23 protein-coding genes and 1 pseudogene are annotated in these 24,773 nt (G+C 35.0%); 18 read left to right on the top strand and 6 right to left on the bottom strand.

The window, feature by feature from the left end; all coding sequences use genetic code 11:
- Positions 1-7: 7 nt before the first annotated feature.
- Both EUC40_RS04875 and pheA read left to right on the top strand, forming a co-directional pair.
- Positions 8-1,921 (top strand): ABC transporter permease, encoded by a 1,914-nt coding sequence (locus EUC40_RS04875; protein ID WP_156573908.1) that lies wholly within the window; start codon positions 8-10, stop codon positions 1,919-1,921.
- Positions 1,922-2,017: 96 nt separating this feature from the next.
- Positions 2,018-2,869, top strand: a complete 852-nt coding sequence (gene pheA, locus EUC40_RS04880; RefSeq protein WP_071713311.1) for a prephenate dehydratase — start codon at positions 2,018-2,020, stop codon at positions 2,867-2,869.
- A gap of 85 nt (positions 2,870-2,954) precedes the next feature.
- Here the strand turns inward: pheA and EUC40_RS04885 are convergent, their stop codons facing one another.
- From EUC40_RS04885 to EUC40_RS04895, 3 genes are all read right to left on the bottom strand, one after another.
- Positions 2,955-3,602, bottom strand: coding sequence for an MOSC domain-containing protein (locus EUC40_RS04885; protein ID WP_156573910.1), 648 nt, complete (start codon positions 3,600-3,602; stop codon positions 2,955-2,957).
- Between the two features lie 79 nt (positions 3,603-3,681).
- Positions 3,682-4,224, bottom strand: a complete 543-nt coding sequence (locus tag EUC40_RS04890) for a transcription repressor NadR (RefSeq protein WP_000812275.1) — start codon at positions 4,222-4,224, stop codon at positions 3,682-3,684.
- Positions 4,224-5,366, bottom strand: a complete 1,143-nt coding sequence (locus tag EUC40_RS04895) for an IscS subfamily cysteine desulfurase (RefSeq protein ID WP_156573912.1) — start codon at positions 5,364-5,366, stop codon at positions 4,224-4,226. Before EUC40_RS04895 ends, EUC40_RS04890 begins: the two co-directional genes overlap by 1 nt.
- Before the next feature lie 152 nt (positions 5,367-5,518).
- Here EUC40_RS04895 and nadB point away from each other — a divergent pair, with 152 nt between their 5' ends.
- The 5 genes and pseudogenes from nadB (at position 5,519) to EUC40_RS04920 (ending at position 12,014) form a co-directional block, all read left to right on the top strand.
- Entirely contained in the window at positions 5,519-7,048 is a 1,530-nt protein-coding gene (nadB, locus tag EUC40_RS04900; RefSeq protein ID WP_156573914.1) for an L-aspartate oxidase, read from the top strand.
- 19 nt (positions 7,049-7,067) lie between these two features.
- Positions 7,068-7,901, top strand: a complete 834-nt coding sequence (gene nadC, locus EUC40_RS04905; protein ID WP_071713307.1) for a carboxylating nicotinate-nucleotide diphosphorylase — start codon at positions 7,068-7,070, stop codon at positions 7,899-7,901.
- A 30-nt stretch (positions 7,902-7,931) separates the two neighbouring features.
- Positions 7,932-9,038 carry a quinolinate synthase NadA gene (nadA, locus tag EUC40_RS04910; protein WP_071713306.1) on the top strand — a complete coding sequence of 369 codons (1,107 nt, stop codon included), beginning with the start codon at positions 7,932-7,934 and terminating at the stop codon, positions 9,036-9,038.
- A gap of 226 nt (positions 9,039-9,264) precedes the next feature.
- Positions 9,265-9,421: pseudogene (gene safA / locus EUC40_RS27580) on the top strand (SafA/ExsA family spore coat assembly protein); the annotation flags it as partial.
- 1,948 nt (positions 9,422-11,369) lie between these two features.
- Complete coding sequence (locus EUC40_RS04920) at positions 11,370-12,014, top strand: YhcN/YlaJ family sporulation lipoprotein (protein WP_001093527.1); 645 nt, start codon at positions 11,370-11,372, stop codon at positions 12,012-12,014.
- 33 nt (positions 12,015-12,047) lie between these two features.
- Here EUC40_RS04920 and EUC40_RS04925 read toward each other — a convergent pair whose 3' ends face one another.
- Positions 12,048-12,482: a branched-chain amino acid ABC transporter substrate-binding protein gene (locus tag EUC40_RS04925; protein WP_071712903.1), complete on the bottom strand. Its 435-nt coding sequence runs from the start codon at positions 12,480-12,482 to the stop codon at positions 12,048-12,050.
- Positions 12,483-12,963: 481 nt separating this feature from the next.
- Between EUC40_RS04925 and EUC40_RS04930 the strand changes: the two genes are divergently transcribed.
- Both EUC40_RS04930 and EUC40_RS04935 read left to right on the top strand, forming a co-directional pair.
- On the top strand, positions 12,964-13,500 hold the full coding sequence (locus EUC40_RS04930) for a Pycsar system effector family protein (protein WP_156573919.1): 537 nt from the start codon (positions 12,964-12,966) through the stop codon (positions 13,498-13,500).
- A gap of 25 nt (positions 13,501-13,525) precedes the next feature.
- Positions 13,526-13,810, top strand: a complete 285-nt coding sequence (locus EUC40_RS04935) for a RyR domain-containing protein (RefSeq protein WP_000323609.1) — start codon at positions 13,526-13,528, stop codon at positions 13,808-13,810.
- Positions 13,811-13,844: 34 nt separating this feature from the next.
- On the opposite strand, the gene EUC40_RS04940 is transcribed toward EUC40_RS04935, so the two are convergent.
- Positions 13,845-14,603 (bottom strand): MBL fold metallo-hydrolase, encoded by a 759-nt coding sequence (locus tag EUC40_RS04940; protein ID WP_151624876.1) that lies wholly within the window; start codon positions 14,601-14,603, stop codon positions 13,845-13,847.
- A gap of 128 nt (positions 14,604-14,731) precedes the next feature.
- Here EUC40_RS04940 and EUC40_RS04945 point away from each other — a divergent pair, with 128 nt between their 5' ends.
- From EUC40_RS04945 to EUC40_RS04980, 8 genes are all read left to right on the top strand, one after another.
- On the top strand, positions 14,732-15,058 hold the full coding sequence (locus EUC40_RS04945) for a hypothetical protein (protein ID WP_156573921.1): 327 nt from the start codon (positions 14,732-14,734) through the stop codon (positions 15,056-15,058).
- 245 nt (positions 15,059-15,303) lie between these two features.
- Entirely contained in the window at positions 15,304-15,783 is a 480-nt protein-coding gene (locus EUC40_RS04950) for a hypothetical protein (protein ID WP_156573923.1), read from the top strand.
- Positions 15,780-16,823 carry a hypothetical protein gene (locus EUC40_RS04955; RefSeq protein ID WP_098663526.1) on the top strand — a complete coding sequence of 348 codons (1,044 nt, stop codon included), beginning with the start codon at positions 15,780-15,782 and terminating at the stop codon, positions 16,821-16,823. Before EUC40_RS04950 ends, EUC40_RS04955 begins: the two co-directional genes overlap by 4 nt.
- A 16-nt stretch (positions 16,824-16,839) precedes the next feature.
- The gene (locus tag EUC40_RS04960; protein WP_156573925.1) at positions 16,840-18,273 is read left to right on the top strand and encodes a tetratricopeptide repeat-containing protein; all 1,434 of its coding nucleotides are present in this window, start codon (positions 16,840-16,842) and stop codon (positions 18,271-18,273) included.
- Between the two features lie 2 nt (positions 18,274-18,275).
- A complete protein-coding gene (locus EUC40_RS04965; RefSeq protein WP_156573927.1) occupies positions 18,276-20,660 on the top strand; it encodes a toll/interleukin-1 receptor domain-containing protein in 2,385 nt (794 codons plus the stop codon).
- A complete protein-coding gene (locus EUC40_RS04970) occupies positions 20,647-21,579 on the top strand; it encodes a hypothetical protein (RefSeq protein ID WP_156573929.1) in 933 nt (310 codons plus the stop codon). Before EUC40_RS04965 ends, EUC40_RS04970 begins: the two co-directional genes overlap by 14 nt.
- Entirely contained in the window at positions 21,572-22,339 is a 768-nt protein-coding gene (locus tag EUC40_RS04975; RefSeq protein ID WP_156573931.1) for an SH3 domain-containing protein, read from the top strand. Before EUC40_RS04970 ends, EUC40_RS04975 begins: the two co-directional genes overlap by 8 nt.
- 137 nt (positions 22,340-22,476) lie before the next feature.
- Positions 22,477-23,007 carry a BofC C-terminal domain-containing protein gene (locus EUC40_RS04980; RefSeq protein WP_071712906.1) on the top strand — a complete coding sequence of 177 codons (531 nt, stop codon included), beginning with the start codon at positions 22,477-22,479 and terminating at the stop codon, positions 23,005-23,007.
- Positions 23,008-23,018: 11 nt separating this feature from the next.
- Here the strand turns inward: EUC40_RS04980 and EUC40_RS04985 are convergent, their stop codons facing one another.
- A complete protein-coding gene (locus EUC40_RS04985; protein ID WP_156573933.1) occupies positions 23,019-23,963 on the bottom strand; it encodes an iron-hydroxamate ABC transporter substrate-binding protein in 945 nt (314 codons plus the stop codon).
- 188 nt (positions 23,964-24,151) lie between these two features.
- Here EUC40_RS04985 and ruvA point away from each other — a divergent pair, with 188 nt between their 5' ends.
- Positions 24,152-24,769 carry a Holliday junction DNA helicase RuvA gene (gene ruvA, locus EUC40_RS04990; RefSeq protein WP_000464508.1) on the top strand — a complete coding sequence of 206 codons (618 nt, stop codon included), beginning with the start codon at positions 24,152-24,154 and terminating at the stop codon, positions 24,767-24,769.
- Positions 24,770-24,773: the final 4 nt, after the last annotated feature.

A 24,773-nucleotide genomic window follows, 5' to 3' on the forward strand; every position in this document is an offset into this window, starting at 1 on the left:
ACGATAGATGAACATTCGGCAACTAGCACTACAAAATATAAAAGGAAATTGGCGTAATTATAAAGTGTTTTTCTTAAGTAGTTGTTTTGCAATATTTGCGTCTTTTGCATATATGTCTGTCATTGTGCATCCGTATATGCAGGAGACGCTGTGGTATCAAAACGTACGCTGGGGACTTATCATATGTAATGTTATAATCATTTCTTTTTTTATCATATTTATATTGTACGCTACTTCTATTTTCATAGAAGCGCGTAAGAAAGAATTAGGGTTATATATGTTAATGGGAGCAACGAAGTCTAACGTAATAGGAGTGATTATGACCGAACAAATATTGATTGGGGTATTTGCTAATATTTTCGGTATAGGGATTGGCATGATCTTTTTGAAACTCTTTTTTATGGTGTTTAGTATGCTAATGCGTCTACCGAAAGAACTCCCTGTCATGTTTGACGTGAAAGCGATTGGGGTAACGTTTATTACATATATGTTTGTTTTTATTCTGTTATCTTTTATAAGTGCTTTACGTATATGGAACATAAAAATCATTCGGTTATTGAAAGAATTTCGAACGGATAAAAAAGAGAAGAAAACATCAATATGGCTTTGTATATTCGGCTTTATTTGTTTAGGGACAGGATATGCGTTAGCGCTACAAGTGACAATGGAAACGATCGGATTATATTTTTTCCCTGTGTCTATACTTGTCTTTTTCGGAACGTACTTTTCTTTTACACACGGTACAATCCAATTGTTAGAAATGATTAAACGAAATAAAAAGATTATGTATACATATCCGTATTTATTTATAGTGAATCAATTGTCACATCGAATGAAGGAAAATGGTCGCTTTTTCTTTATGCTTTCTATGGCAACGACATTTGTAGTTACGGCAACAGGTACGGTGTTCTTATATTTTTCTAGCATGCAAGATATGTGGCGAGATGGGGGCGCACACTCATTTTCATACATAGAAAAAGGTGTTTCTACCCATGAAGTCTTTGAGGAAGGTACGGTTGAACAATTACTGCATCAATATGGATATGATGATTTTCAATCTATGAGTTTTGTTGGAGTGTATGCATCTTTTCAGTCCAACAAGGGAGAAACAGAAGTAGCGCCGCTCATTAAAGAAAGTGAATACAATCAGGAGGCAAGAAAACAAAAACAGAAAACGTATCATCCTAAAAAAGGAACGGTTACACTTGTTTATTATAGTAAATACAATCATTCGAATATATATAATCAAAAAGAGATTCAATTACAAGTAATGAATCAAACGTATCCATTCGTATTTAACGGTCAGAAAGAAGGGGTGCAATTTAACTATCACCTCTCGCACATTAACGGTTTGTTTTTCGTTATGAATGATGAAGATTTTGACAGTATAGCAAATAAGGTTCCGGATTCTGGAAAAATGATGTATAGAGGATACACATTACCAAATATTGAAAATACGAAAAAATTAAATGAAGCTTTACGGAAACATATGAAACAAGATGATAATAACGCATTTCGAAGTAATATGGAGTTATATGTGAATATGAAAGAGTTTGGCGATATTACTTTATTTGTAGGTTCATTCATTAGTATATTATTCTTTCTTACTTCATGTAGTATCGTATATTTTAAATGGTTTCATAATATTGCATCCGATCGAAAGCAGTACGGGGCACTTTCTAAACTTGGAATGACGAAGGAAGAAGTGTGGAAGGTTTCTCGCTGGCAATTGTGTATGCTATTTTTTGCGCCAATTATAGTAGGGAGTATGCATAGTGCAGTTGCTTTATATACGTTTCATAATACGATCTTTATGGATGGTTCATTAAGAAAAGTAGCTTTGTTTATTCTGTTTTATATTGCTGCATGTATCATGTATTTCTTCTTCGCTCAAAGAGAATATAGGAAACATTTAGACTAGCGAATGCTAGTCTTTTTTTAATATTCGAAATTTACATAGAAGAATATAAAAAAGTATGGTATAACAGTAAGAAAACGAAAAAGAGGGGAAAAGACGATGATTCGAGTAGGATATTTAGGACCAGAAGCAACATTTACAAATATGGCGGTGAGTCGTTTTTTTCCGGAAGCAGAGCATGTACCGTATCGAACGATTCCAGATTGTATAGATGCAGCTGCAAATGAAAATGTAGATTTCGCAGTTGTACCGTTAGAAAATGCGATTGAGGGTTCAGTAAACATAACGGTCGATTATCTCGTACATGAACAGCCGCTTTCCATTGTAGGAGAAATTACAGTACCGATTCAGCAACATCTACTTGTGCATCCCCAGTATGCAGAAGTGTGGGAAGAAGTATATGCAGTACATTCTCATCCGCATGCTATTGCACAATGTCATAAGTTTTTAAATGAACAATTAAAAGGGGTAACCGTTCGAGATATGACATCAACAAGTGCCGCTGCACAATATGTGAAAGAACATCCTGAAGAAAAAATCGCCGCTATTGCAAACGAAGCAGCAGCAGAAAAATACGGATTAGCAATTGTAAGAAGTGGTATTCATACGCATAAAAACAATCATACACGTTTCCTCGTTCTGCATAAGAAAAAGAAAGCGGTACTCCCAAATAACGGAGAAAATCGCGGAGAGAAAACGACGCTTATGATAACGTTACCCGCGGATTATGCAGGAGCGCTATATCAAGTGTTATCAGCTTTCGCATGGAGAAAATTAAACTTATCCAAAATCGAATCGCGTCCGATGAAAACAGGTCTTGGAAATTACTTTTTCTTAATCGATGTCGATAAAGCATACGATGACGTATTATTGCCAGGCGTAACGATGGAACTTGAAGCACTTGGTTTTTCTGTTACGGTGCTGGGGAGTTATTCTTCTTATTGGTTGTAAGAGATGAGGAGCTGTCTATTCTATCGAAGCAACAGAAACAATTGTGCTAGATTAATAAAATCCCACCTGCAGAAGGTGGGATTTTTTATTTTAACTTCGCAAGACGATCCTCTAACTGATCACGCCAAATATCAGCTAGTTCTGGGACAGCAAGAATCTTCTCGATGCCATCTTTATCTTTTCTATTATGGAAATAGATTTCATTAGAGAAAAGAACAGAAATATTGTTTGGATGACGCTCTAGTAATGTAATTTTAGAATCTTTACGCACGATACCTTCTTGAAGAACGCGGCATAAGTAGCCAGTAAATCCGGTTGCTACAATGCGCGGCAGTATGCCAGGGATGCCAAGACGTTTTGAAATCGTGCTACAAGGTACTCTTGCTTGTGTTACTTGAATGATTGCTTCGCCTAGTTGATATGTATCTCCGATGCAAACATCACGCTCTAACATATTTGTTACGGTAATGTTTTCGCCAAATGTGGAAGCTGGAAGTGTTGTTTGGAATTCCTCTTCCCATAGTGCGTAATGCTCGTGTGGGTACACACAAACTGCACGATCAGGTCCACCGTGATGTTTTAAATCCGCTACATCATCACCAAGGAAGCCGTCTTTTGAGAGAAAAGCTTCTTCCGTAGAATCTTTACATATACCTGTTATCATTTCTTTATCTTCGCCATATTTCATTTGTTTCGGTTTGCCAATGCTAAAGTGAACGAGTTCAATTCCCATATGTAATCTCCTTTATAATTGATTACAATATTATAGCATTAAAAAAGCACAGAGAATTATAAAAACTCTGTGCTTTACATTAATAAACGAGAAATCCTGCCTTATCTAAAGCCTCGCAAGCAGCATCTAACTTTTCTTTTGAATCTGCTTCAATTGTATGTAAGTGAATACCATCTGTAAGTTGCGAAAGATAGGAAGCATTTGTGTTTTCGATTTTTTGTAAATATTGCTCTACATCAAAGCGATTACTTACCATAATGGATGCTGTTAAGTCACCGTATACAGGATGTTCAACTTTTACGTCTTTAATCGTAACGCCGTGATCAACGAGCATTGTAAGTTCTTGACGTACTTCTGCTGGTTTATGTTGGCATACAATTACCCGTTCGAAAGTCTGTTGTTTCTCTTGTGGTTTTAAATATAAGTAGCCTTGAGCAGTTGCAATAATTGGTTCGTTTCTTGCTTTAAGCAAGGAAATATCTTGCACGATAACTTGTCTACTTACGTTCGTCTTTTTCGATAGTTCATTCCCTGATAACGGTTCGTTTGCAGCAAGAAGCCATTGCAGGATAAGTTGTCGTCTTTCTTCACCTAAAATCTTTTTTTGTTCATTTTGTTTCATTATGATTTAACACCTCTATAAAATTGATTTCCAATTGTGTGTAGTGCATGAATAGTAGTATCAATTTGATCTTTCGTTGTTTGCTGTCCGAAAGAGAAGCGGACATATTGTTTTGCCTCTTCATACGTTTTTCCAATTGCAAGCATTGTTTTCGAAGGGTCTTGTTTGCCGACTTGGCATGCACTGCCAGTGGAAATGGCAATACCGCGGCGATTACATTCTAGCATAGTATATTGACCTTCTATTCCTTTTATTGTAACCCCAATAATATGTGGTAAACAAGAAGTAGAATGACCTTCTACTTCAATTTCTAGCGGAAGTGTTCGTAATTGTTCTAAAAAATAGGTCCGTAACGCTTTAAAACGTAAATTCTCTTCCATATGATTTTTTAATATATTCTCAGCTGCTGTTAAAAAAGAGGCAATTCCAGGAACGTTCACTGTACCAGGGCGAAATCCTTTTTCGTGAGAAGTACCTGGGAATATTTGTTTCCAGCGAACTTGCGGATTTATATAGCAAGCGCCGACACCTTTTGGCCCGTATATTTTATGTGCTGAAACAGACAGACTATCAATCCCCATCTCAAAAACATGGATAGGGAGTTTGCCAAACGTTTGCACACAATCTGTATGAAATAAAACATTATATTTTTTTAAAAGTAGCCCAATCTCTGCTATGTTTTGAACGGTTCCGATTTCAGAGTTTCCGTGCTGTATACTTGCTAGAACAGTATCTTCTGTAATAGCTGCTTCTACATCTACTAAACGAATGAGTCCACCTTTATCAACAGGAATTTCCGTAATCGTATAACCTTGTGATGCTAAAGATTGAAAATAACTTCGAATGGATGCATGCTCCATAGGTGTCGTAATAATGTGTTTTCCACTTCTAGCATTTAGAAGTGATTGAATCGCAAGATAGTTAGATTCTGAACCGCCGCTTGTAAAAAATACTCCTTGTTCTTTTCCTCCAATCATTTCTGCAAATGTTTTTCTGCAAATTTGTAATAAAGAAGAGGCTGTCCCTCCGATATCATGTAAACTTTGTTCATTCCCAAAGTATTGTGTTGCTGCTTTCGTATATGTTTGTAACGCTTCCGCGCTCATAGGTGTAGTTGCCGCGTAGTCGAGATATATCATCATGTAAGGTCCTCTCTCTAGTAAGAGTTACATTTCTTGTATTTTTTAAATGGTAGTGAAAATAAGAATTATAAAAAAACTCTTGTCATTATTTTAAAACTATGTAAATATAGGTGTCAAGACAGTTGAAAAGTGTAAAGTAGGAGGCAACGAATATGCCAAGTGCAGATGTCTTAATTATTGGAAGTGGCGTTGCGGCACTTCGTGTTGCAAAAGAGATTTGTCACGAAAAGAATGTGATTATTATCACAAAGGGTACAGAACATAATAATAATACACATTTAGCCCAAGGTGGAATTGCGGCAGCTGTTGCTACATATGATGATCCTCATGATCATTTTGAAGATACGCTAGTAGCAGGGTGTCATTATAACAAGGAAGAAGTCGTCCGTTATTTAGTCGAGGAAGGACCGAAAGAAATAAATAATCTCATTGAAAACGGAATGGAATTTGATGGAGATGAAACGGGTCCTCATCTTGGAAAAGAAGGCGCACATCGAAAGCGTCGTATTTTACATGCAGGTGGCGATGCAACAGGAAAGAATTTATTAGAGCATTTCATACAAGAAGTAGCTCCGTACGTTACAGTAGTGGAACAGGAAATGGTGCTCGATTTTATTATAGAAAATGATAAATGTGTTGGAGTTCTAACGCGAAATAGTGAAGGAGAACTGAAGCGTTACGATGCAGATTATACGGTGTTAGCAACAGGAGGAATTGGTGGTTTATACGCTTTTACTTCTAATGACGAAACAATCACAGGCGATGGACTTGCGATGGTGTACCGCGCGGGTGGGGAGCTCGTAGATTTAGAGTTTATACAATTTCATCCGACGATGTTATACGCGGGCGGGCGGTGCCCCGGCCTCATTTCTGAAGCTGTTCGCGGAGAAGGAGCTGTCCTTATAAATGGAAAAGGGCAGCGTTTTATGATGGGTGTACATCCTGAACAGGATCTAGCACCGCGCGATGTAGTGGCAAGGGCTATTCATGAACAGTTACTTGCGGGTGAAAAGGTGTACTTAAATATCGAAATGATTCAAAACTTTGAACAACGTTTTCCGACCGTGTCATCAATATGTAAAACGAATGGTGTCGATATAAATAAAAAACTTATTCCAGTCGTGCCCGGTGCACATTTTCATATGGGCGGCGTGAAAACGAACTGTGATGGAGAAACATCCATTCCTAACTTATACGCAGTTGGTGAAGTAGCTTGTAATGGTGTTCACGGCGCAAATAGGTTAGCGAGTAACTCATTGTTAGAAGGCCTTGTATTTGGGAAAAGAATCGGACAACATATTTTATCTAGAACTGTAAAAGAAAGAATGAAGGGTCTAACAGAGAAGGAAGACAAATTTATCGTTCTGAAGCATTTGCCGGCGAAAGAAGAAATACAAGAATGCATGATGAAATATGTTGGGATTGTACGAACAGAGCAAAGTTTATCTTATGCACAGAGATGGCTTAGTAAGTACGGTGTTCGAAATATGATATTACAATATGATGCTCTTACAAATGAAGAGATAACGCTTATTAATATGTTAACAGTTTGTGAGCTTATAGTTGTATCAGCTCTGCAAAGAGAAGAAAGTATTGGCGGTCATTATCGAAGTGATTACCTAGATAGAAATACACGGAAGAAAGAGATCGTTCGAGTGAAAAGAAAACTACAACTTGTGTAATGAGGGGAAGAGGGGCTTTATGAATACGATAAAAGTTAAAGAAGCATTAAATCGATTTTTTCTAGAAGATATAGGAGAAAGAGATGTAACATCTCAGCTTATTTTTCCGGACAATTTACTTTCAAAAGGAACGTTTCTTGCGAAGGATACAGGGGTCTTTGCGGGACGTTTAGTAATTGAAGAAGGGTTTAAATTAATTGATGAGAGAATTAAAGTGGAGCTTCATAAAAAAGATGGAAATCTTGTAGAAAAAGGCGAAATAATCGCAACTGTCCAAGGCCCAATCGCATCGTTATTAACGGCAGAGCGCGTTATATTAAACGTTATTCAGCGTATGAGCGGGATAGCGACGATGACGCATAAAGCTGTTCTTGCGTTAGATAGCAGTCATACTCGTATTTGTGATACACGAAAAACAATGCCAGGACTACGTATGTTTGATAAGTATGCAGTTGTATGTGGCGGCGGATTTAATCACCGTTTCGGTTTATATGACGGTGTCATGATTAAAGACAATCATATTGCTTTTGCTGGTTCTATTACGAAAGCCGTTACATCAGTGAAAGAAAAATTAGGGCATATGGTGAAAGTGGAAGTGGAGACAGAAACAGAGGAGCAAGTGAGAGAAGCTGTAGCTGCTGGTGCGGATATTATTATGTTTGATAACCGTACGCCAGATGAGATTCGAGAGTTTTCAAAGATTGTTCCAAGTGCCATCGTTACAGAAGCTTCAGGAGGCATTACAATTGAAGATTTATCGAAATACGGAAAAACAGGGGTAGATTATATTTCACTTGGAGCGTTAACACATTCAGTGAAAGCACTTGATATTAGTTTCAATATTGAGGCGTAAGGAAAGTGGCTTAGAGGGGGAGAAAGAAATATGAGTATTTTAGAAAAAGTGCAACCGATTGAAACGATGTTACCTGAGCGTTATTACACGATGTCAACAGAAGATATGGAAAAGCGTGTTCGTGAAATTAAAGAAAAAATGGGGAGAACATTATTTATTCCAGGGCACCATTACCAAAAGGATGAAGTGGTACAATTTTCGGATGCAGCAGGAGATTCGCTGCAGCTTGCACAAGTTGCAGCAAGTAATAAAGAGGCGAAATATATTGTATTTTGTGGCGTTCATTTTATGGCAGAAACAGCAGATATGTTAACGACAGATGAACAAGTTGTCATCTTACCAGATATGCGTGCAGGTTGTTCGATGGCAGATATGGCAGATATTGAACAAACAGAAAGAGCATGGAAAGAGCTCACGAAATTATTTGGAGACACGATGATTCCGTTAACGTATGTAAACTCTACGGCTGCAATTAAGGCATTTTGTGGTCGTAATGGCGGAGCGACAGTAACTTCTTCTAATGCTAAACAAATGGTATCTTGGGCTTTTACACAAAAAGAGCGTCTTGTCTTTTTACCGGATCAACATTTAGGAAGAAATACAGCGTACGACTTAGGTATCCCATTAGATAAAATGGCAGTATGGGACCCGCATACAGATTCATTAGAGTACGATGGAGATATAGAAGAAATTCAAGTGATTTTATGGAAAGGTCATTGTTCTGTTCATCAAAACTTTACAGTGAAAAACATTGAGAATGTACGAAAAAATCATCCGAATATGAATATTATTGTACATCCGGAATGTTGTTACGAAGTTGTAGCAGCTTCAGATTATGCGGGCTCGACGAAATATATTATTGATATGATTGAATCGGCTCCATCTGGAAGTAAGTGGGCGATCGGTACAGAAATGAATTTGGTGAACCGGATTATTCAGCAACATCCAGATAAAGAAATCGTTTCACTTAATCCCTTTATGTGTCCGTGTTTAACGATGAACCGAATTGACTTACCACATTTATTATGGGCACTTGAAACGATAGAAAGAGGAGAAGAAATTAACGTTATTAGCGTAGATAAACAAGTGACCGAAGAAGCGGTTCTTGCATTAAATCGTATGTTAGAGCGTGTGTGAAGCAGCGGGATTCCCGTTGCTTTTTTTCATACATATAATCATAACGGGAACGAAATGGGCATACATTGTTTTGAAGAAATCATTGTGATTTTTTTATGTTTATTCCACTTCTAATGATATGAAAAATCGAAGAAGTGATACAAGTAAAAAGAAGTTAAGGTTATTTAGAAAGGGTTACTTCATGAGATTTGTTACTTATAGATAAGTTATACAGGAGGGGGAAAATTTGAAAATTCATATCGTGCAAAAAGGGGATACCCTTTGGAAAATTGCGAAAAAGTACGGAGTGGATTTTGACACATTGAAAAAAACAAATACACAACTTAGTAATCCAGATTTAATCATGCCAGGTATGAAAATTAAAGTACCATCAAACAGTGTTCACGTGAAACAACATGCTGGAGTAGGTTCAGCACCTCCAAAACAATACGTAAAAGAAGTGCAACAAAAAGAATTTGCAGCAACACCAACTCCGCTTGGAATAGAAGATGAGGAAGAAGTTACGTATCAATCAGCGCCAATTACACAAGCGCCTGCTATGCAACAAACACAAAAAGAAGTGCAAGTAAAACCCCAGAAGGAAATGCAAGTGAAGCCGCAAAAAGAAGTACAGGTAAAACCGCAAAAAGAACAGCCAATTCAAAAAGAACAGCCAATTCAAAAAGAACAGCCAATTCAAAAAGAACAGCCAATTCAAAAAGAACAGCCAATTCAAAAAGAACAGCCAATTCAAAAAGAACAGCCAATTCAAAAAGAACAGCCAATTCAAAAAGAAAAACCAATTGAAAAACCGTCTGTCATTCAAAAACCACCTGTTATAGAAAAACAAAAACCAGCGGAAAAAGAAAACACGAAGTTTTCGGTAAATGTATTACCACAGCCACCGCAGCCACCAATAAAACAGAAAAAAGAATATAAAATTTCAGACGTCATTAAAAAAGGAAGCGAGTTAATTGCTCCGCAAATTACGAAAATGAAACCTAATAACATCATTTCTCCGCAAACGAAAAAAGATAACATCGTGTCACCGCAAGTGAAGAAAGAAAATATAGGAAATATAGTGTCACCGCAAGTGAAGAAAGAAAATATAGGAAATATAGTGTCACCGCAAGTGAAGAAAGAAAATATAGGAAATATAGTATCACCGCAAGTGAAGAAAGAAAATATAGGAAATATAGTATCACCGCAAGTGAAGAAAGAAAATATAGGAAATATAGTATCACCGCAAGTGAAGAAAGAAAATATAGGGAATATAGTGTCACCGCAAGTGAAGAAAGAAAATGTAGGGAATATAGTATCGCCAAACGTATCGAAAGAAAATGTAGTTATTCCGCAAGTCATACCGCCAAATATTCAAATGCCAAACATCATGCCAATGTTGGATAACAACCAACCACCAAACATTATGCCAATCATGGATAACAACCAACCACCAAACATTATGCCAATCATGGATAACAACCAACCACCAAACATTATGCCAATCATGGATAACAACCAACCACCAAATATCATGCCAATCATGGATAATATCCAACCACCAAATATGATGCCAATTATGGATAATAATCAAATGCCAAATATGATGCCGATTATGGATAATAATCAAATGCCAAATATGATGCCGATTATGGATAATAATCAAATGCCAAATATGATGCCGATTATGGATAATAATCAAATGCCAAATATGATGCCAATTATGGATAATAATCAAATGCCAAATATGATGCCGATTATGGATAACAATCAACCACCGAACATGATGCCATATCAAATGCCATATCAAATGCCATATCAACAGCCTATGATGCCACCGAATCCGTATTATCAACAACCAAATCCATATCAAATGCCATATCAGCAAGGGGCACCGTTTGGACCGCAATATACGTCTATGCCAAATCCAAATATGATGCCAATGGATAATAATATGCCGCCGCTCGTGCAGGGTGAGGAAGATTGTGGGTGTGGTGGAGACAGTAGACTGTATAGTCCGCAGCCAGGTGGGCCACAATATGCGAATCCTTTATATTATCAACCAACTCAGTCAGCATATGCACCACAGCCAGGAACGATGTATTACCAACCAGATCCACCAAATGTATTTGGAGAACCTGTTTCAGAAGAAGAGGAAGAAGAGGAAGTTTAAAAAAGGCGGGATTATTCCCGCTTTTTTTGTATGTAGATTTATTTAGAAAGCGGAAGATGCACATCAAGTGTTAGAAAATTCCTAGTGAAATATTAACAGTGTAAAAATCCTCTCTGTTACTCATCATAAGAGGGAGCTTTTCAGAAGAGAAGTTCATCCTAACAGAGGGGGTTTTTGTATTGAATACGAAAGTAAAAGTGATTGCTGCTTCTTTGTTAGTTACCAGTGCATTAGCTGCATGTGGTACACCAAAAGATAATAACGCAATGGATGGACGTAATTACAATTACGAGCGTACATCTTATAATGATACACACCAGTATCGCGACAATGTGGCACGTAACGATCGTTATACAGACTATGTAACATATAGAAACGGTCGTAACGATACAGGATATAATTATTACCGTGATGTAAATTACAACGGACAAATTGCAAATCCGCACCCAACACGTAATATTACAATGAACAATTCATACATTAACAACGATGGTAAAACTGCAGAAAAAATTACGAATCGTGTGAAACGTATGAATAACGTAGACAGGGTATCTACAGTTGTATATGGAAACGATGTAGCGATTGCAGTAAAACCACGTAATCCAGTATCGAATGAAACAGCGCTTGCAAACGAAATTCGTCAAGCTGTTGCAAATGAAGTTGGAAACAGAAATGTGTACGTTTCTGTAAGAAATGATATGTTTACTCGTGTGGATGCAATGAACACACGCTTACGTAATGGCACCGTTACAAACGATTTTAATCGTGACATAGTGAATATGTTCAGAGACATTCGTTACGGTTTAACTGGTACTATGCGATAGCAAAACAAAAGAGGAAGGGCTAGCCCTTCCTCTTTATTCATCGTCGTCTTGTAAACGACGTTTTTTTATAAAATAACTAACGGAGTAGGATGCTAAAAAGCATAGGAATAGAATACTACCTGTTAAAATAGCTTCGAAGAGAGGTCTTTCTGGACTGAAAATGATATAGATAATAGCCATAACGATTCCAACAATAAGAGAGCGTAAAACAATTTTGTAATAAGGAGTTAACTGTATTTCCTTTTCGCTTTCTTCTACATCGATAGAAATGCTTAACTGTAAATAACTAAGTACCATACTCGTAAGAATAAATAATAACCATAATGGAGATTTTGTAATTTGATCCGCTCCTTCAGTGAATCCGATATAGCCTAAAATACCAATTATACCAAGTGATTGAAAAAGAAAAGCAATACGTATGTTCTTTAATGTTTGTAGAATGAGACGTTCATCCTTTATTTTTTTCACAATATCCATCTCCTGTTTATTATGATTTCGATGTACATTTATTGTAATATATATATTACATTTATCAATTTATAATTTACATAAAGTGATTTATAATAAAGGGGAGATAAAATTTTTTTTATAAATATGTTGCACTTATACGTTATTAATGTTATATTAGCAAAGCGATGAGCTAATTTACGTAAGACGAGAGATATGCTTAAGTGCTAAACACGCGAATGTGGTCGCCTGGTCTCTCGCCGTAAACGCATCAAGACGCCTGCTTTGCAGGCGTCTTTCTTATTATGTGAAAAAATGTTATAACTCTATATTAAGATTAAAAATAGGTAATAGGTGAGGGTATGAAAAGACCCTTTCTTATTATCTTTTTGTTTTATGTAGGTTGCATTTCATTTGATGATTGCTATCAATCTTTTAAGTGCGTTACAATAAATGGGTTAGAGTTACTAATATTGGAATTAATGTGTAAGGGTGAGGTACTATGGGGGAAGAAAAGGAATTAAAAATACAACAAGAACAATTGAAAGTGGAAGTACATCAAACGAAACGTTCATCAAAAACGAATTTTTCTTATCAAATGCATACATATTTAAACAATTCCATTCGTTTTTCAGATGTAAAAGCAGCTGGGATTAGTGGTGTAAATGTAACTATGTTTCGCTTGTTTTTTGATCCATCGACTATTCAAATGTCTTGGAAATTTTTAATATTAGGTGCGAGTTTAATTGGTTTATTAGTAGGTATTGTATTTGCAATTTTATCTATTATGCCTCGTTTTATGGAAAAAAAAGAAAATGGTTTGATATACTGGGGAAGTGTAGCTGATATGACTAGAGAGGACTATATAGAAGCGATTAAAGGTGCAGAAGGCGACCATCTATTAGAAGAATTGCTCAGTCAAAATTATACGTTATCTCTAATTGCGAAAAAGAAATTTGCAATGACTAAGTATGCATTTTTATTTTCGATAGTAGGATATATTTTCTTAATCATAGGAGAAGTTGTGAAAGCATTATAGAATTTTGGAATGGAGGAGATTATGGATGGCATATAAGCCAAAAGCGATTGATACATCAAATGTTGAGGTTCCGAAAGATATTCAGGAACTTACAGAGTTAATTTCTAAAAATACACATGAAGTTTGGGCGGATCAAAGGTTGCAAGAAGGTTGGAGATACGGAGAAAAAAGAGATGAAGATAAAAAAGAACATCCGTGTTTAATACCTTATGAAGAGCTTTCAGAAATCGAGAAAAACTATGATCGAAGAACTTCATTAGAGACAATTAAAGTGATTTTAGCGCTTGGTTATGAAATAAAGAAAAGGTAGAACAGCAAAGTGAAAGTAGCTGTTCTACCTTTTTTTAATACATAATTGGGATTCCTTGTTGTACAAATGAAAGATTGTATTGAGAGAAAGTATTTGGTGCATGATCTGGATAATGCATTGCGTAAAGTATAGGTCTACAAGTGTCGGGATAATAGGATAGTACCTCTGTTAAGTGTGCATGGACTGGATTGTAAGTTAAATCTACATCTTGAAAAATGGCTACGGTTTCTTGGTTTATTTGTTCTTTTAAATTGCTATTTTTTAATTTCTTTATATCAGATGAAAATAGGATGTTTTGCTGTTTGTTTAAATCATAGATTTGTAGTGCGAAACTTATCATATCCTCGCAGTGGAAATTTGTTGTATCAATGAATTGAATTTCAATTGTATTTTCAATTGTTAAAGACGACTGTTCATCGCTCAACGTATGAATATCGCAGTAATCATGTAAAGTTAAATTTTGATTGCATAAACCTGGAGAGAGAAGAGATTCAAGTTGTTTTAATTGACACTCTTTAATAATAATCTGTGGTTTTTTTTGATTTTGTTTGCTTGTAGTTGACCAATAACGTCTTTGAAGTAACTCTTCTAGCCCGCCGACATGGTCGAAATGAAAATGCGTGAGAAGTATATAATCAATATCCGTATATGTATATGGACTAGCTTCTAAACTGAATCTTAAAGTCGTACCAGCATCAATTAAGATATTTGTATTTGAAATTGAAATAATGTAGTTATTGTGAAAGTATTTTGTTGAAAATCCTTGTCCTACTCCTAATGGATATATTTTCATATAGGTCCCTCCAAAAAATGAACATTTTGTGAAAAGTTATGCTAAAATGTTGTTAGTAATTAGTGGAATTATAGCATACTGAAAAGAATTTGGAGTGTTTTGAAACTAGATATTTGGATGTGAAATCGATGTTGGAAAATCTGGAAGAGCGTTTGTTGTTACATGAATTAACTGTGGATGTCCCGAGTGGGAAGCGTTCCTTCTTTATTTATAAAGGAGATATGTCGCAAGCTAAGGCCACTGTTTTTTTTGTTATTGCACATGGCTTGTCACTAGATGAAAGTGGTGAATTGTACGAAGCATTTGACAATGAATTTTCTCTTTCTACTTCAAAAGAGAAGAAGCTATTATCACTTTCCAGTGGAGGCTGGATTGGTATCATTAATCAGAAACAACAAAATAAAACATTTTTAATTCTTCATACTAATAAAAAGAAGGAACGAGATATTCGTTAGATTTACTAGAAGAATACATCAAGGGATGTTTTTTAGCATTAACTCTACTAGAATATAAAGGATTTGAACTAAAAGATGTTTGTTTACCTGTTATCGGTAGAAAAGGAATAGAGACTGAACATCATTTAGTAGCTATAAATATGATGATCCAGTATGCAACAAATTGGTTAAGAGACACATCTTGTTGTGAAAAATTATCATATTTTTTATATGTGCAACAAGATAATGATGTGTGGATGAATTCTTTGGAAAAAGCATTAAAAGGCACGAATATTGCTCCGGATTTTGATGAAATAATCCGGAATTTACGAAAAAAAATTGTAAGTGAAATAAATAATATTTCCGTAAAAAATGATTTTTATACTAGTGCATTAAATGGAATAAAACAAGAGCTAGAAAAAAGAGAAGATTCTAGTAGAAATGTAGCGGTTTTATGTAAAAGTTTAATCATTGAAATAAATAAGGATATATGCCGAATTGCAGGAATGCCTGTTTCATCATTTAGGAAAAATATAATAGAGATAAAAAGGAATAAAGTAGTAGAAGAATGGATGATTAATCATTTTATTATACTATACGAGTATAATGAAGATGGTAGAGATAATACTCCATTATATGGGCCGAAAACTTTGGAAAAAGATGATATTGCTATTATGTATTTTACTCTTTTAAGAGTTATCAAATTTTTAAATAAAATGTTGCCCAAAAGGATGAACGTGGAATGAATATTATAAATCGTGTAATAGTTGATTCAACCTTTGGTGATCGATCTTTTTTGTTGTGTAAAGGTGATTTGTTAGAAAGTAGTGGGGACGGTGCCATCGTCATTACTACGTATAAAAATGAAAGTGGCCAAATATACGGTGAGCTAGTAGAAAGTATTAGGCAGAGGATGGATATAGATACATTAAAGATTGCTCCTTTTTATCATGTCAACGACCAAGTTTTTATTGGTTATACGATTCTTCAAGGAGACAAACAGGATAAATTTGTATTAACGATTAATTTTAATAGAACACACGATATATTATTTTCGAAAGAAGAATATGAAGAATTAATCGAAGGAGTATTCGCCACGCTAGCAGCATTAGAATTTTCAGGATATCGTTTTTCTTCTATTGCTCTTCCGGTTATTGGTAGGAAGGGATTGGTAGGAAACTATAGTGCTGAGATTACAACGTTACTTGAGCATGCAACACGTTGGTTAAAAAAATCTAAATATACAAAGACGATTTACTACTGTATTTATTTGGATGAGGACGTTGAGATTTGGAATGCAACGCTGAATCAAGTGTTGGGGCGTTCGATTATTCCGCTGCATTATTCTAAAGAGATGGATCAAATTCAAAAGGAATTGTTAAATATATTGGATTCTTTTCCTAAGTCTGATGCTTTTTGGGAGGACACATTTCTCCCGTTAAGAACAGCATTACAACGTGTAAATGAAATACAGTTTGAAACTCTCGCAGCATTTGGAAGGAAATTTGCTGAAAATACTTGTCAGAATCTTTGTGAACTAACAGGGACTGACACAGCATTATTTGATATGAACTTAAGAAATATTAAAAATAATAATGTATTAAACCGAAGTATGAGTCAGTATATGTATGGGTTGAGATCGTTTGGTAACCCAGCTATTCATCGGACTGCAACTTTAATAGGAGAGAATAGACCAACAGAAGAAGACATATACGTACTCTTATTGATGCTCCGGAAAATTTTAAAGTTATATGGGTTGTTAATTTATAATCAGAAGTTAATTTGAAAAGAGGGATAGAATCTTGGAAAAGAGATCTATGTTTATTGTTTTCTCTGACTTGAAAGGTTTTTCAAAAATGAATGAACAAGAGTTCAAAAATTTTTATGAACACTATTTAAAATTACTTGTTGAATCTATTCGGTCGTATAAGGATAAAGCAATTGTATGGAATACATGGGGAGATGCGTTTATTGCTTTATTTGAAAATGGAGAAGATGCTGTTTCTTTAATGTTGGAATATCAAAATTTTTTCCGCAAGCACAAATTAAGTATGACGCCTCGCATTGCAGGGCACTATGGTGAGGTGTATATTTTCGAGGACCCTATGTTAAATAATCGGAAAAATGCAGTTGGAGAACATATTAATCGAACTGCACGAATTGAGCCAGTTACATTTCCAGGAGAGATTTATATTACAGAAGACTTCGTACAGGCTTATAAGCAATTTAATGAAATGGAAGCAGTGTTTTTTGAAGATTTAGGTGATGTTCAATTAGCCAAGAAATTCGGAGAACAGCATTTACATAGATTATATTCAGCTAAAGATGAAGGTTGGAATGTTACTAATTTGTTTTTTAAATATAATTTAAAAGAGGCGATTCCACCACGTCCTCAAGTGATAGATGTGCAAGAAAGAGACGTAGTACAACAAGTTATTTCAGTTAGAGATAAGGATGAGTTATTGATACTCCAAGAGAAATATAATTTTGATACGTATAGCGGACCATTCCTTTTGGAGTTAGCTAAAGTATATAAAAAATTTGGTGTATATGATAAAGCGCTTATGTACATAAAAAAAGTAGAAGCATGGTCTGTGGTCGTGAATGAAATTAATCTTTACCCATTTATAGAGGATAAAGAAGTAGTGAAGTTAAAGGCGAACTGTTTGACTCGTATGGGGAACTATGATGAAGCAGCTAATTTGATGCATGCATTATTAAAGGAAAATAGAATAGATTCTGATGCTTTAGCAATGTTAGCGGCGCAATTTAAACGTAGAGCTTTATATAAAGAAGATTGTTTATTAGATAGAGAGAGTATTAACTTTTCAGATTTACGGAAGGCTTTAGATTTATATTTAGAGGCGTTTCGTGTGAATCCTGAAGATTTTTATCCTGCGATTAATGCAGTGTATATACAAAAGATTTTAGGATTAACAGATTGCTTTACTTTCGCGAATTATATTTCGGATCGATGGTCTGAATATAATGAGGAGTCATGGTGGTATTATAGTACTTTAGCTGAAGTACAACTTATTCATGATCGTTATGAAGCGAGTGAAAGGTTGATGAAGCGTGCAATTCGCTTAGGGAAGCCGAACACTTTTGAAAAGCAATCAACATTAGATCAAATTAAACAATACTTATTCATCATGGGGCTTGAAAAAGAAGGAGCAGGTATCGTGAAGCTGTTACGTTCAGAGAGCGAAAAGAAAACTATAGTGAATAGGGGATAAAAATGGAAAAGGTATTTATTAGTTATTCTACAAAAGATGCAAGTATTGCTGATATGTTATGTAGTAAATTAACTGGTGCTGAAATAGAATATTGGTTTGCCCCGAAAGATATTCCAGTTGGGGGAGTATACAGTAAACATATCGTACAAGGTCTTCAAGAGTGTAGTTGTGTGCTACTTATTCTTTCAGAGAATGCTAGGCGGTCTGAACATGTAGAGAACGAAGTAGAACTGGCATTTAATTATAAGAAAAGGATTATCCCATTTCGAGTAGATGATAGTAAGTTAGGTAGCTTTTTTGAATATTTTATAAAAAAGGTAAGTTGGTTTGATGCAGCGGTTGGTGAAATAGAAGAGCATGCAGATGAACTTATTGTAAAAATAAAGGAAAGTTTAGCTTACGATAGTTTAGAGGCCAATGTAAATGAATCAGAGTTTTATTACGAAATGATTCCTAGCGATATTTCTAAAGAAGAAGGACCGAATTTTTCTTTGAATATGTCAAATAAATTGTTTGAAATTAAAGACAGTGAAATCGATAAAATTAGTAATATATATGAAAAAACTTCTAACTTTAGTGAATGCTTGCAGGAACTAAAAAAGAATCACATTTTATTTTTACATAATGAACAGGCCATTGGAAAATATACGACTGCAATTGCGCTTGCAAATGAGTTAAATATAGAAAGTATGTATCAATTTTTCCCGGACATGAGATGGGAACAATTAGTGAGTACAATGTTAAAAGAAAATACGGTATTTATCATCGATCATATTACATATGATTCCTTACAAGGATTACAAGATCCTGTAATAAAGCAGATGATAGATTCTTTAAAGAATCATAATAGTTACTTCATTATTACAGTCAATATTGATAGGGAAGAAATAAACAACGACATACAAAAACATATGAAGTTCTGCCCGATTCCTAATGAAAAAGAACAAATAATAAAGAAGCATGTAGGGCTTTTAAATAAAGTAGATTCAGAGATAGAGGCAGTAAATCATCTTTTAAAAAAGAATGAAATTAAACAATATATAGATTTAGTATTTGTTCCGAGAGATGCAGAGTATTTTTCAGAGAGAGTATTGTGCTTATTAAACGGTAAAATACAGGAAGACGATTTATTAGCTGTTTTAAGACAGAATATAAATGAGCGAATTGAAAAGTTATTACATGAAAATTCAGGGATACGGAAATATACGATGCTTCTAGCGCTATCTATATTTAATGGTATGGAGTATCAATTCATTGGAGAGTCTGCAGGACGTTTACGTAAAATGTTAGAACAAGAACTGGAGATAAAAGATGAAATTCAGGTAGGAAGCACTTTGACGACGCCGGTAAAACAAGAGATTAAGCAACTCGGTGGAGTTTTATATCATGCACAAACGTATTCACATTTAGGTGTTCTACCAACAACGTGTGCCAAATTTAAGTATGAAGAGGACGCTAGAGCTATATTGTTAGAATCCTGGAAATCTTATTTTACTCCTGAGTTGAAAAATGTATTTATGAAATGGTTAATGGAAGAGACAATGGGCTCTAACAAGAAAATAAATAAGCGGATACTAGAGACTATAGCAGTGCTTTGTAAAGAAGACTTTTTATTTATCTATAATGTGACTATTTCTAATTGGGCTGGACAGAAAAAATATATTTACAATATGAAAGTTATCCAGCTATTTCTTTTGTTGTTGCAAGATAAAGATAATATGGTCTTAGTGTCACGTGTATTGCGCTACTGGACTGCAAGCAATAATTATAATTTCAAAAAAACGGCTGCAAGAGTGTATGGAACGAAAATAGGAATGATGATGTATCCGCAAGCTTTGGCAGGATTAAAAGAAATATTTAATAAATCAAATGCAGCTTTACAGGATATAGCATGGGAGAGTATTGAAAATTTATTTAGACTCGGTGAAAATAAAACGGGATATCACGGAGCATTATTTGCATTTTTGAGAAGTTGGGTACAAGAAGAATCTTTAAGTACGAGTAGGCGAGAGAAATTACTGGAGTTAGTTATTTTATTGATTTGTACGCTTTCACCACATATGCTTGTTTACTTGTTTACAAATAAACATATACGAAGTATGAGCCTAGTTCCGATTATCAGTGCATGTTTAGGGAATGAAGAAACGAGAATTAATACGACAAAATGGATTCAAAACGTATTTAAAAAATTGGAGAACAGAGGCGAGGTACACCAGGATTTATGTGAATTTATGAAAGAGTTGTTTATTGAAGGTGGCGATAGAATAGAAACGAAAATGCGAATTATTCTAGAACGACTTGTTGAGTCTGAACAACACTATATTATTAGTCCTGTAATTCCTGAAATTATAGAAATCCAGAGGGGGAGAAAAAATGACATTTATTAAATCTAGACAACCTGCTAAAGCTAAAGTCTTTGGAAAGCAAAAACCTTCAACGCCAGTTTTAGCACTTGTATATACAAATAATGAAGGTGAATGTCTTGTTGTGCAAAATGGAGATTACGCATTGAATAGTGAATTGCGACATGGAAAATACAATACTGTTTATGAGGTAGATACAAGTGTGTATAGTTATACGTTTCATAAAGAGGTAATGTGTGAAGATGGTCAAAATGCATTTTTAATTAGAATGCGCATCAGTTATTATGTTGGTAATCCAGAAATTATAGTTAGAAGAGGAATTGCAAATTCTACTAATATGTTAGATGAATTGTTATTTTATTCTATAAAAGAAGTTACGAGAGACTACCCAATCGATCAAACGAGAGCGGTAAATGGGGCGCTAAAAGGATTGCAAAATGATAGTAAATTTAAAAGGGTTCTTGGTGAATATGGTTTAGCAGTTGAAGCTCTGGAAGTAGATGTTGAGCTAGGGCATGAAACGCGTGAAAGACTTAAAAGGAAAATGAATATTAAAGATGAGCAAGAAGAAAAGCGTTTGAGAAAAGAAGGAGATATTGAAAATCTTGTGCACTTTATGGAAAAGTACGGAGAAGTGGGAGTATTTAACTCGGAAAAAGAGAGAACAGAATTTATTATGAAAGAATATGAACGAAAAAAACAAGAAGAGCGAGAAGAGCGACAAATAAATCGAGAGAATGAAAACAGAGTGCAGAATTTAATAGAAGATATGGTCAAAAAGGGTGAAGACCCGACACGAATTAGGGAAATAGTACAGACATTGAATGAAATTAATTCAGGAAAGGAATTTACATCATCAGAAGCTGATATGTTGGAAAAAGCTAAGTGGGGTAAATTAGGAGAAACATCAGAGTTTAAGCGGAAAGAGAGATTAGATGGATAAGTTATTAGAAGGGTTTTATAAATCATATATATTTTTACTTTCAATACCGATAGCGGCACCTATTCGATTTGCTATTATATTATTTTTAATCACATTTATCGGGAAGTATTTGATTTTTTATCTTTTCCCTTATGTAAGTAAGAAAATTTTGAGTTTGCTTGATTGGTGTATTACAAAATTAGTAAAAGGGGTTACTAGCTTTATTGGCACTATTATGCGTAAAAGAAGAGAAAAAGGAAAAGGTGCCGCATCTGTTTTTGACATAATAGAATTATTATTAAGTATTATCGTAAAGGCTTTTGAATATATAAATAAGTATGTTTTGAAATTTATTAGGTTTATAGTTGGATTAGAGCATAAATATAAGATAACAATGAGAGTTTGCGTAGTTGTAATTCCTATTTTAATATATGTATTTCCTACTAATTCGTATACTTTAAAAGTATACGAGTCTGAAAATAAATTGATTCAAGAACATTTAATTCCTTTAGGTTTTGATCCGCAGACATTAAGCGCGAGTAGTGAAGGGAAGACAATACTAAAAGTGAAGGATGAAATGGAAGGAGGAAATGTGCGTAAAGAAGCTCGAATTGATGCAGAAGTTGTAGAAGCTGTATCACCTGGAGTTGAACTTGTATATTTAGAAGAGAATGTACAAGTCCAAGATAGTGATAATCAACAACGTACGTGGTTAAAAGTAAGACTACCAGACGGAAATATTGGCTGGATTAGTGGTGCAATCGTGGAAAAAGTGAAATAAAAAAGGTTGTTGTGAATCGGTCTTCGCAGTAGAAAAAAACTATTGTGCACAAATGAAATAAGGTTCTTGGATAAAACCCCCATTTCCGGAAAAGCTACAAATGAAAGTTTGATTTTGCCTAAAAGAGGTGAACGGAAATGAAATGGATACTGATTACAATGCAAGCGTTCGTTATGATGTTTTGTTTAGTTTATGAAACGAGTGCAAGGGCGGAAGGGCCAGTACCAGAAGTAACAGAGAAAGACCCTCAAGTTACAATTTTATTAGAGCGCATGTATGTTGATGGAGAAGTAAGTGAAGAAATATTTACAGAAAAAGTAGCGGATTTAGAAAAGTTTTTACAGCAATATAAAGAGTGGCAACTTGTTGATCGTGATGATGTGCAAATTGTATTACAAAAGAAAGTTGATGATATTTCTCCCTTATTGAAAACGAGTGGTTATTTCGGTGTTTCAGAGGAAGGGATATTACAAATCTTTAAAGGTGTGCCGCAAAGTGATAACGCGATTCACTCCTTTTTTCAAATTGATATGAAAAAGCTAGAGAGTTATGAACGGGCGAAGTTGAAGCGTGGTATTCGTATTAAGTCAAAAGAAGGATTCGTGAAGACAATCGAAAAAATGAAGCAATATGCAGTACAAAGTAAGAAAAAAAGCAGCTCATGGTGAGCTGCTTTTTCTTATTTATTTTTATCTAAAATTTGTTTTGCGATTTCATCAAGTAGCATATCTTTTCCGATTGGATTGAATGCTTTCGTATTGAATACTTCGTTTGATACTTCATATACGTGATTGCTTTTTACTGCTTTATTATCTTTCCAAACGGCACTGTTTTTATAGTCTTCGTACACTTTATCAGCTTCTCCGCCGAAGTTTACAACGAACATTTGGTCAGGCTGGAATGCAACAAGACCTTCTAGTGATACTTGCGCCATCGTTTGCTTTAAATCTGTACCTTTTGTTGCTGGAAGTTTTAAGTCGTTAAAGATGATGTCACCGTATCCAAAGCTACCGTATACACGGAAGTTTTGTGGTGTAACTGCAACGAACATAAAGTTTTCATCTTTTGTCTTTTCTTTAATTTTTTTAGATAAAGAGTCTGCTTTTTTATCGTAGTCTGCAATCCATTTATCAGCTTTCTTCTCTTCGTCAAATAGCTTGCTTACTTCTTTAAACTTACCGCGCCAATCTTCTAAGTTTGTTTCTAGAACAACTGTCGGTGCAACCTTTTCTAATTGATCATAAATTTTCAATTGACGATTATTTAAAATAATTAAGTCTGGTTTTAAAGCAGTAACAGCTTCTAAATCGACTTTAGGTGCCCAGTACCAACCTACTGCTTTTACGCCGTCTAATTTTTCTGTTAAATGATTTTGGATTTTATCTTTATATGTGTTTGCTGTACCAACAGGTTTGTGTCCAAGAAGTAATAATTCTTCTGTTGATCCAGATAAATCAACAATTCTCTTTGGATTTACTGGAATTGTAGCTTCCCCTTTAGCGTGTTTTACAACTTTTGTTTTTGGTTGTTCTCTTGCTTTTGATTCTTCCTTTTGAGAAGAACAGCCAACGATAGAAAGAACAACTAGCATGATAGTAAATAAAATAAATACCTTCTGTTTCATCCTGATGTAACCCCTTTAATTAGTATTGATAATCATTATCGACTTCTGTATATTAATGTGCTTCAACCTTTCTGTCAATGGAAAATAACAGAAGTTTCAAATAGAGAACATTTGTTGGGGCAGTCTCGCTTTTCTATCATTAAATATGTTAAAATGGAATACATGATTTAAGAGGGAGAGATCGTATTTTGTTTGAATATGTTACAGGTTACGTGGAGTATGTAGGACCGGAATATGTCGTAATTGACCATAATGGAATTGGTTATCAAATTTTCACACCGAATCCGTATGTATTTCAAAGAAGTAAGCAAGAAATCCGTGTCTATACATATCATTATGTGAGAGAAGATATTATGGCACTTTACGGGTTTAAAACACGTGAAGAGCGTTTATTATTTACAAAATTGTTAGGTGTATCTGGTATTGGACCAAAAGGTGCCCTTGCAATTTTAGCTTCTGGTCAAACAGGACAGGTCGTTCAAGCGATTGAACATGAAGATGAGAAGTTTTTAGTGAAGTTCCCAGGGGTCGGAAAGAAAACCGCGCGTCAAATGATTTTAGATTTAAAAGGAAAACTAGCAGATGTTGTACCAGATGCATTTGTTGATTTATTCTCAGACGAAGAACGTTTCGATGAGAAGAAAGGTTCATCAGCTGAGCTGGATGAGGCGCTAGAAGCTCTGCGCGCACTTGGATACGCAGAACGAGAAGTTTCTCGCGTTGTACCAGAGTTATTAAAAGAATCATTGACGACGGATCAGTATATTAAAAAGGCACTTAGTCTTTTACTAAATGGTAAGAGGTGAGTAT

Origin of the sequence: Bacillus luti, from assembly GCF_009739945.1 — a bacterium.
GTDB lineage: Bacteria > Bacillota > Bacilli > Bacillales > Bacillaceae_G > Bacillus_A > Bacillus_A luti.

Excerpts from the sequence above, each read along its gene's own strand:
- EUC40_RS04980 (WP_071712906.1), top strand. The coding sequence starts at position 22,477 with ATGAAATGGATACTGATTACAATGCAAGCGTTCGTTATGATGTTTTGT.
- EUC40_RS04945 (WP_156573921.1), top strand. The coding sequence starts at position 14,732 with ATGTTGGAAAATCTGGAAGAGCGTTTGTTGTTACATGAATTAACTGTG.
- EUC40_RS04975 (WP_156573931.1), top strand. The coding sequence starts at position 21,572 with ATGGATAAGTTATTAGAAGGGTTTTATAAATCATATATATTTTTACTT.
- EUC40_RS04970 (WP_156573929.1), top strand. The coding sequence starts at position 20,647 with ATGACATTTATTAAATCTAGACAACCTGCTAAAGCTAAAGTCTTTGGA.
- EUC40_RS04935 (WP_000323609.1), top strand. The coding sequence starts at position 13,526 with ATGGCATATAAGCCAAAAGCGATTGATACATCAAATGTTGAGGTTCCG.
- EUC40_RS04955 (WP_098663526.1), top strand. The coding sequence starts at position 15,780 with ATGAATATTATAAATCGTGTAATAGTTGATTCAACCTTTGGTGATCGA.
- nadB (WP_156573914.1), top strand. The coding sequence starts at position 5,519 with ATGCCAAGTGCAGATGTCTTAATTATTGGAAGTGGCGTTGCGGCACTT.
- nadA (WP_071713306.1), top strand. The coding sequence starts at position 7,932 with ATGAGTATTTTAGAAAAAGTGCAACCGATTGAAACGATGTTACCTGAG.
- pheA (WP_071713311.1), top strand. The coding sequence starts at position 2,018 with ATGATTCGAGTAGGATATTTAGGACCAGAAGCAACATTTACAAATATG.
- EUC40_RS04940 (WP_151624876.1), bottom strand. The coding sequence starts at position 14,603 with ATGAAAATATATCCATTAGGAGTAGGACAAGGATTTTCAACAAAATAC.
- EUC40_RS04890 (WP_000812275.1), bottom strand. The coding sequence starts at position 4,224 with ATGAAACAAAATGAACAAAAAAAGATTTTAGGTGAAGAAAGACGACAA.
- EUC40_RS04875 (WP_156573908.1), top strand. The coding sequence starts at position 8 with ATGAACATTCGGCAACTAGCACTACAAAATATAAAAGGAAATTGGCGT.
- nadC (WP_071713307.1), top strand. The coding sequence starts at position 7,068 with ATGAATACGATAAAAGTTAAAGAAGCATTAAATCGATTTTTTCTAGAA.
- EUC40_RS04885 (WP_156573910.1), bottom strand. The coding sequence starts at position 3,602 with ATGGGAATTGAACTCGTTCACTTTAGCATTGGCAAACCGAAACAAATG.
- EUC40_RS04965 (WP_156573927.1), top strand. The coding sequence starts at position 18,276 with ATGGAAAAGGTATTTATTAGTTATTCTACAAAAGATGCAAGTATTGCT.
- EUC40_RS04930 (WP_156573919.1), top strand. The coding sequence starts at position 12,964 with ATGGGGGAAGAAAAGGAATTAAAAATACAACAAGAACAATTGAAAGTG.
- EUC40_RS04895 (WP_156573912.1), bottom strand. The coding sequence starts at position 5,366 with ATGATGATATATCTCGACTACGCGGCAACTACACCTATGAGCGCGGAA.
- EUC40_RS04985 (WP_156573933.1), bottom strand. The coding sequence starts at position 23,963 with ATGAAACAGAAGGTATTTATTTTATTTACTATCATGCTAGTTGTTCTT.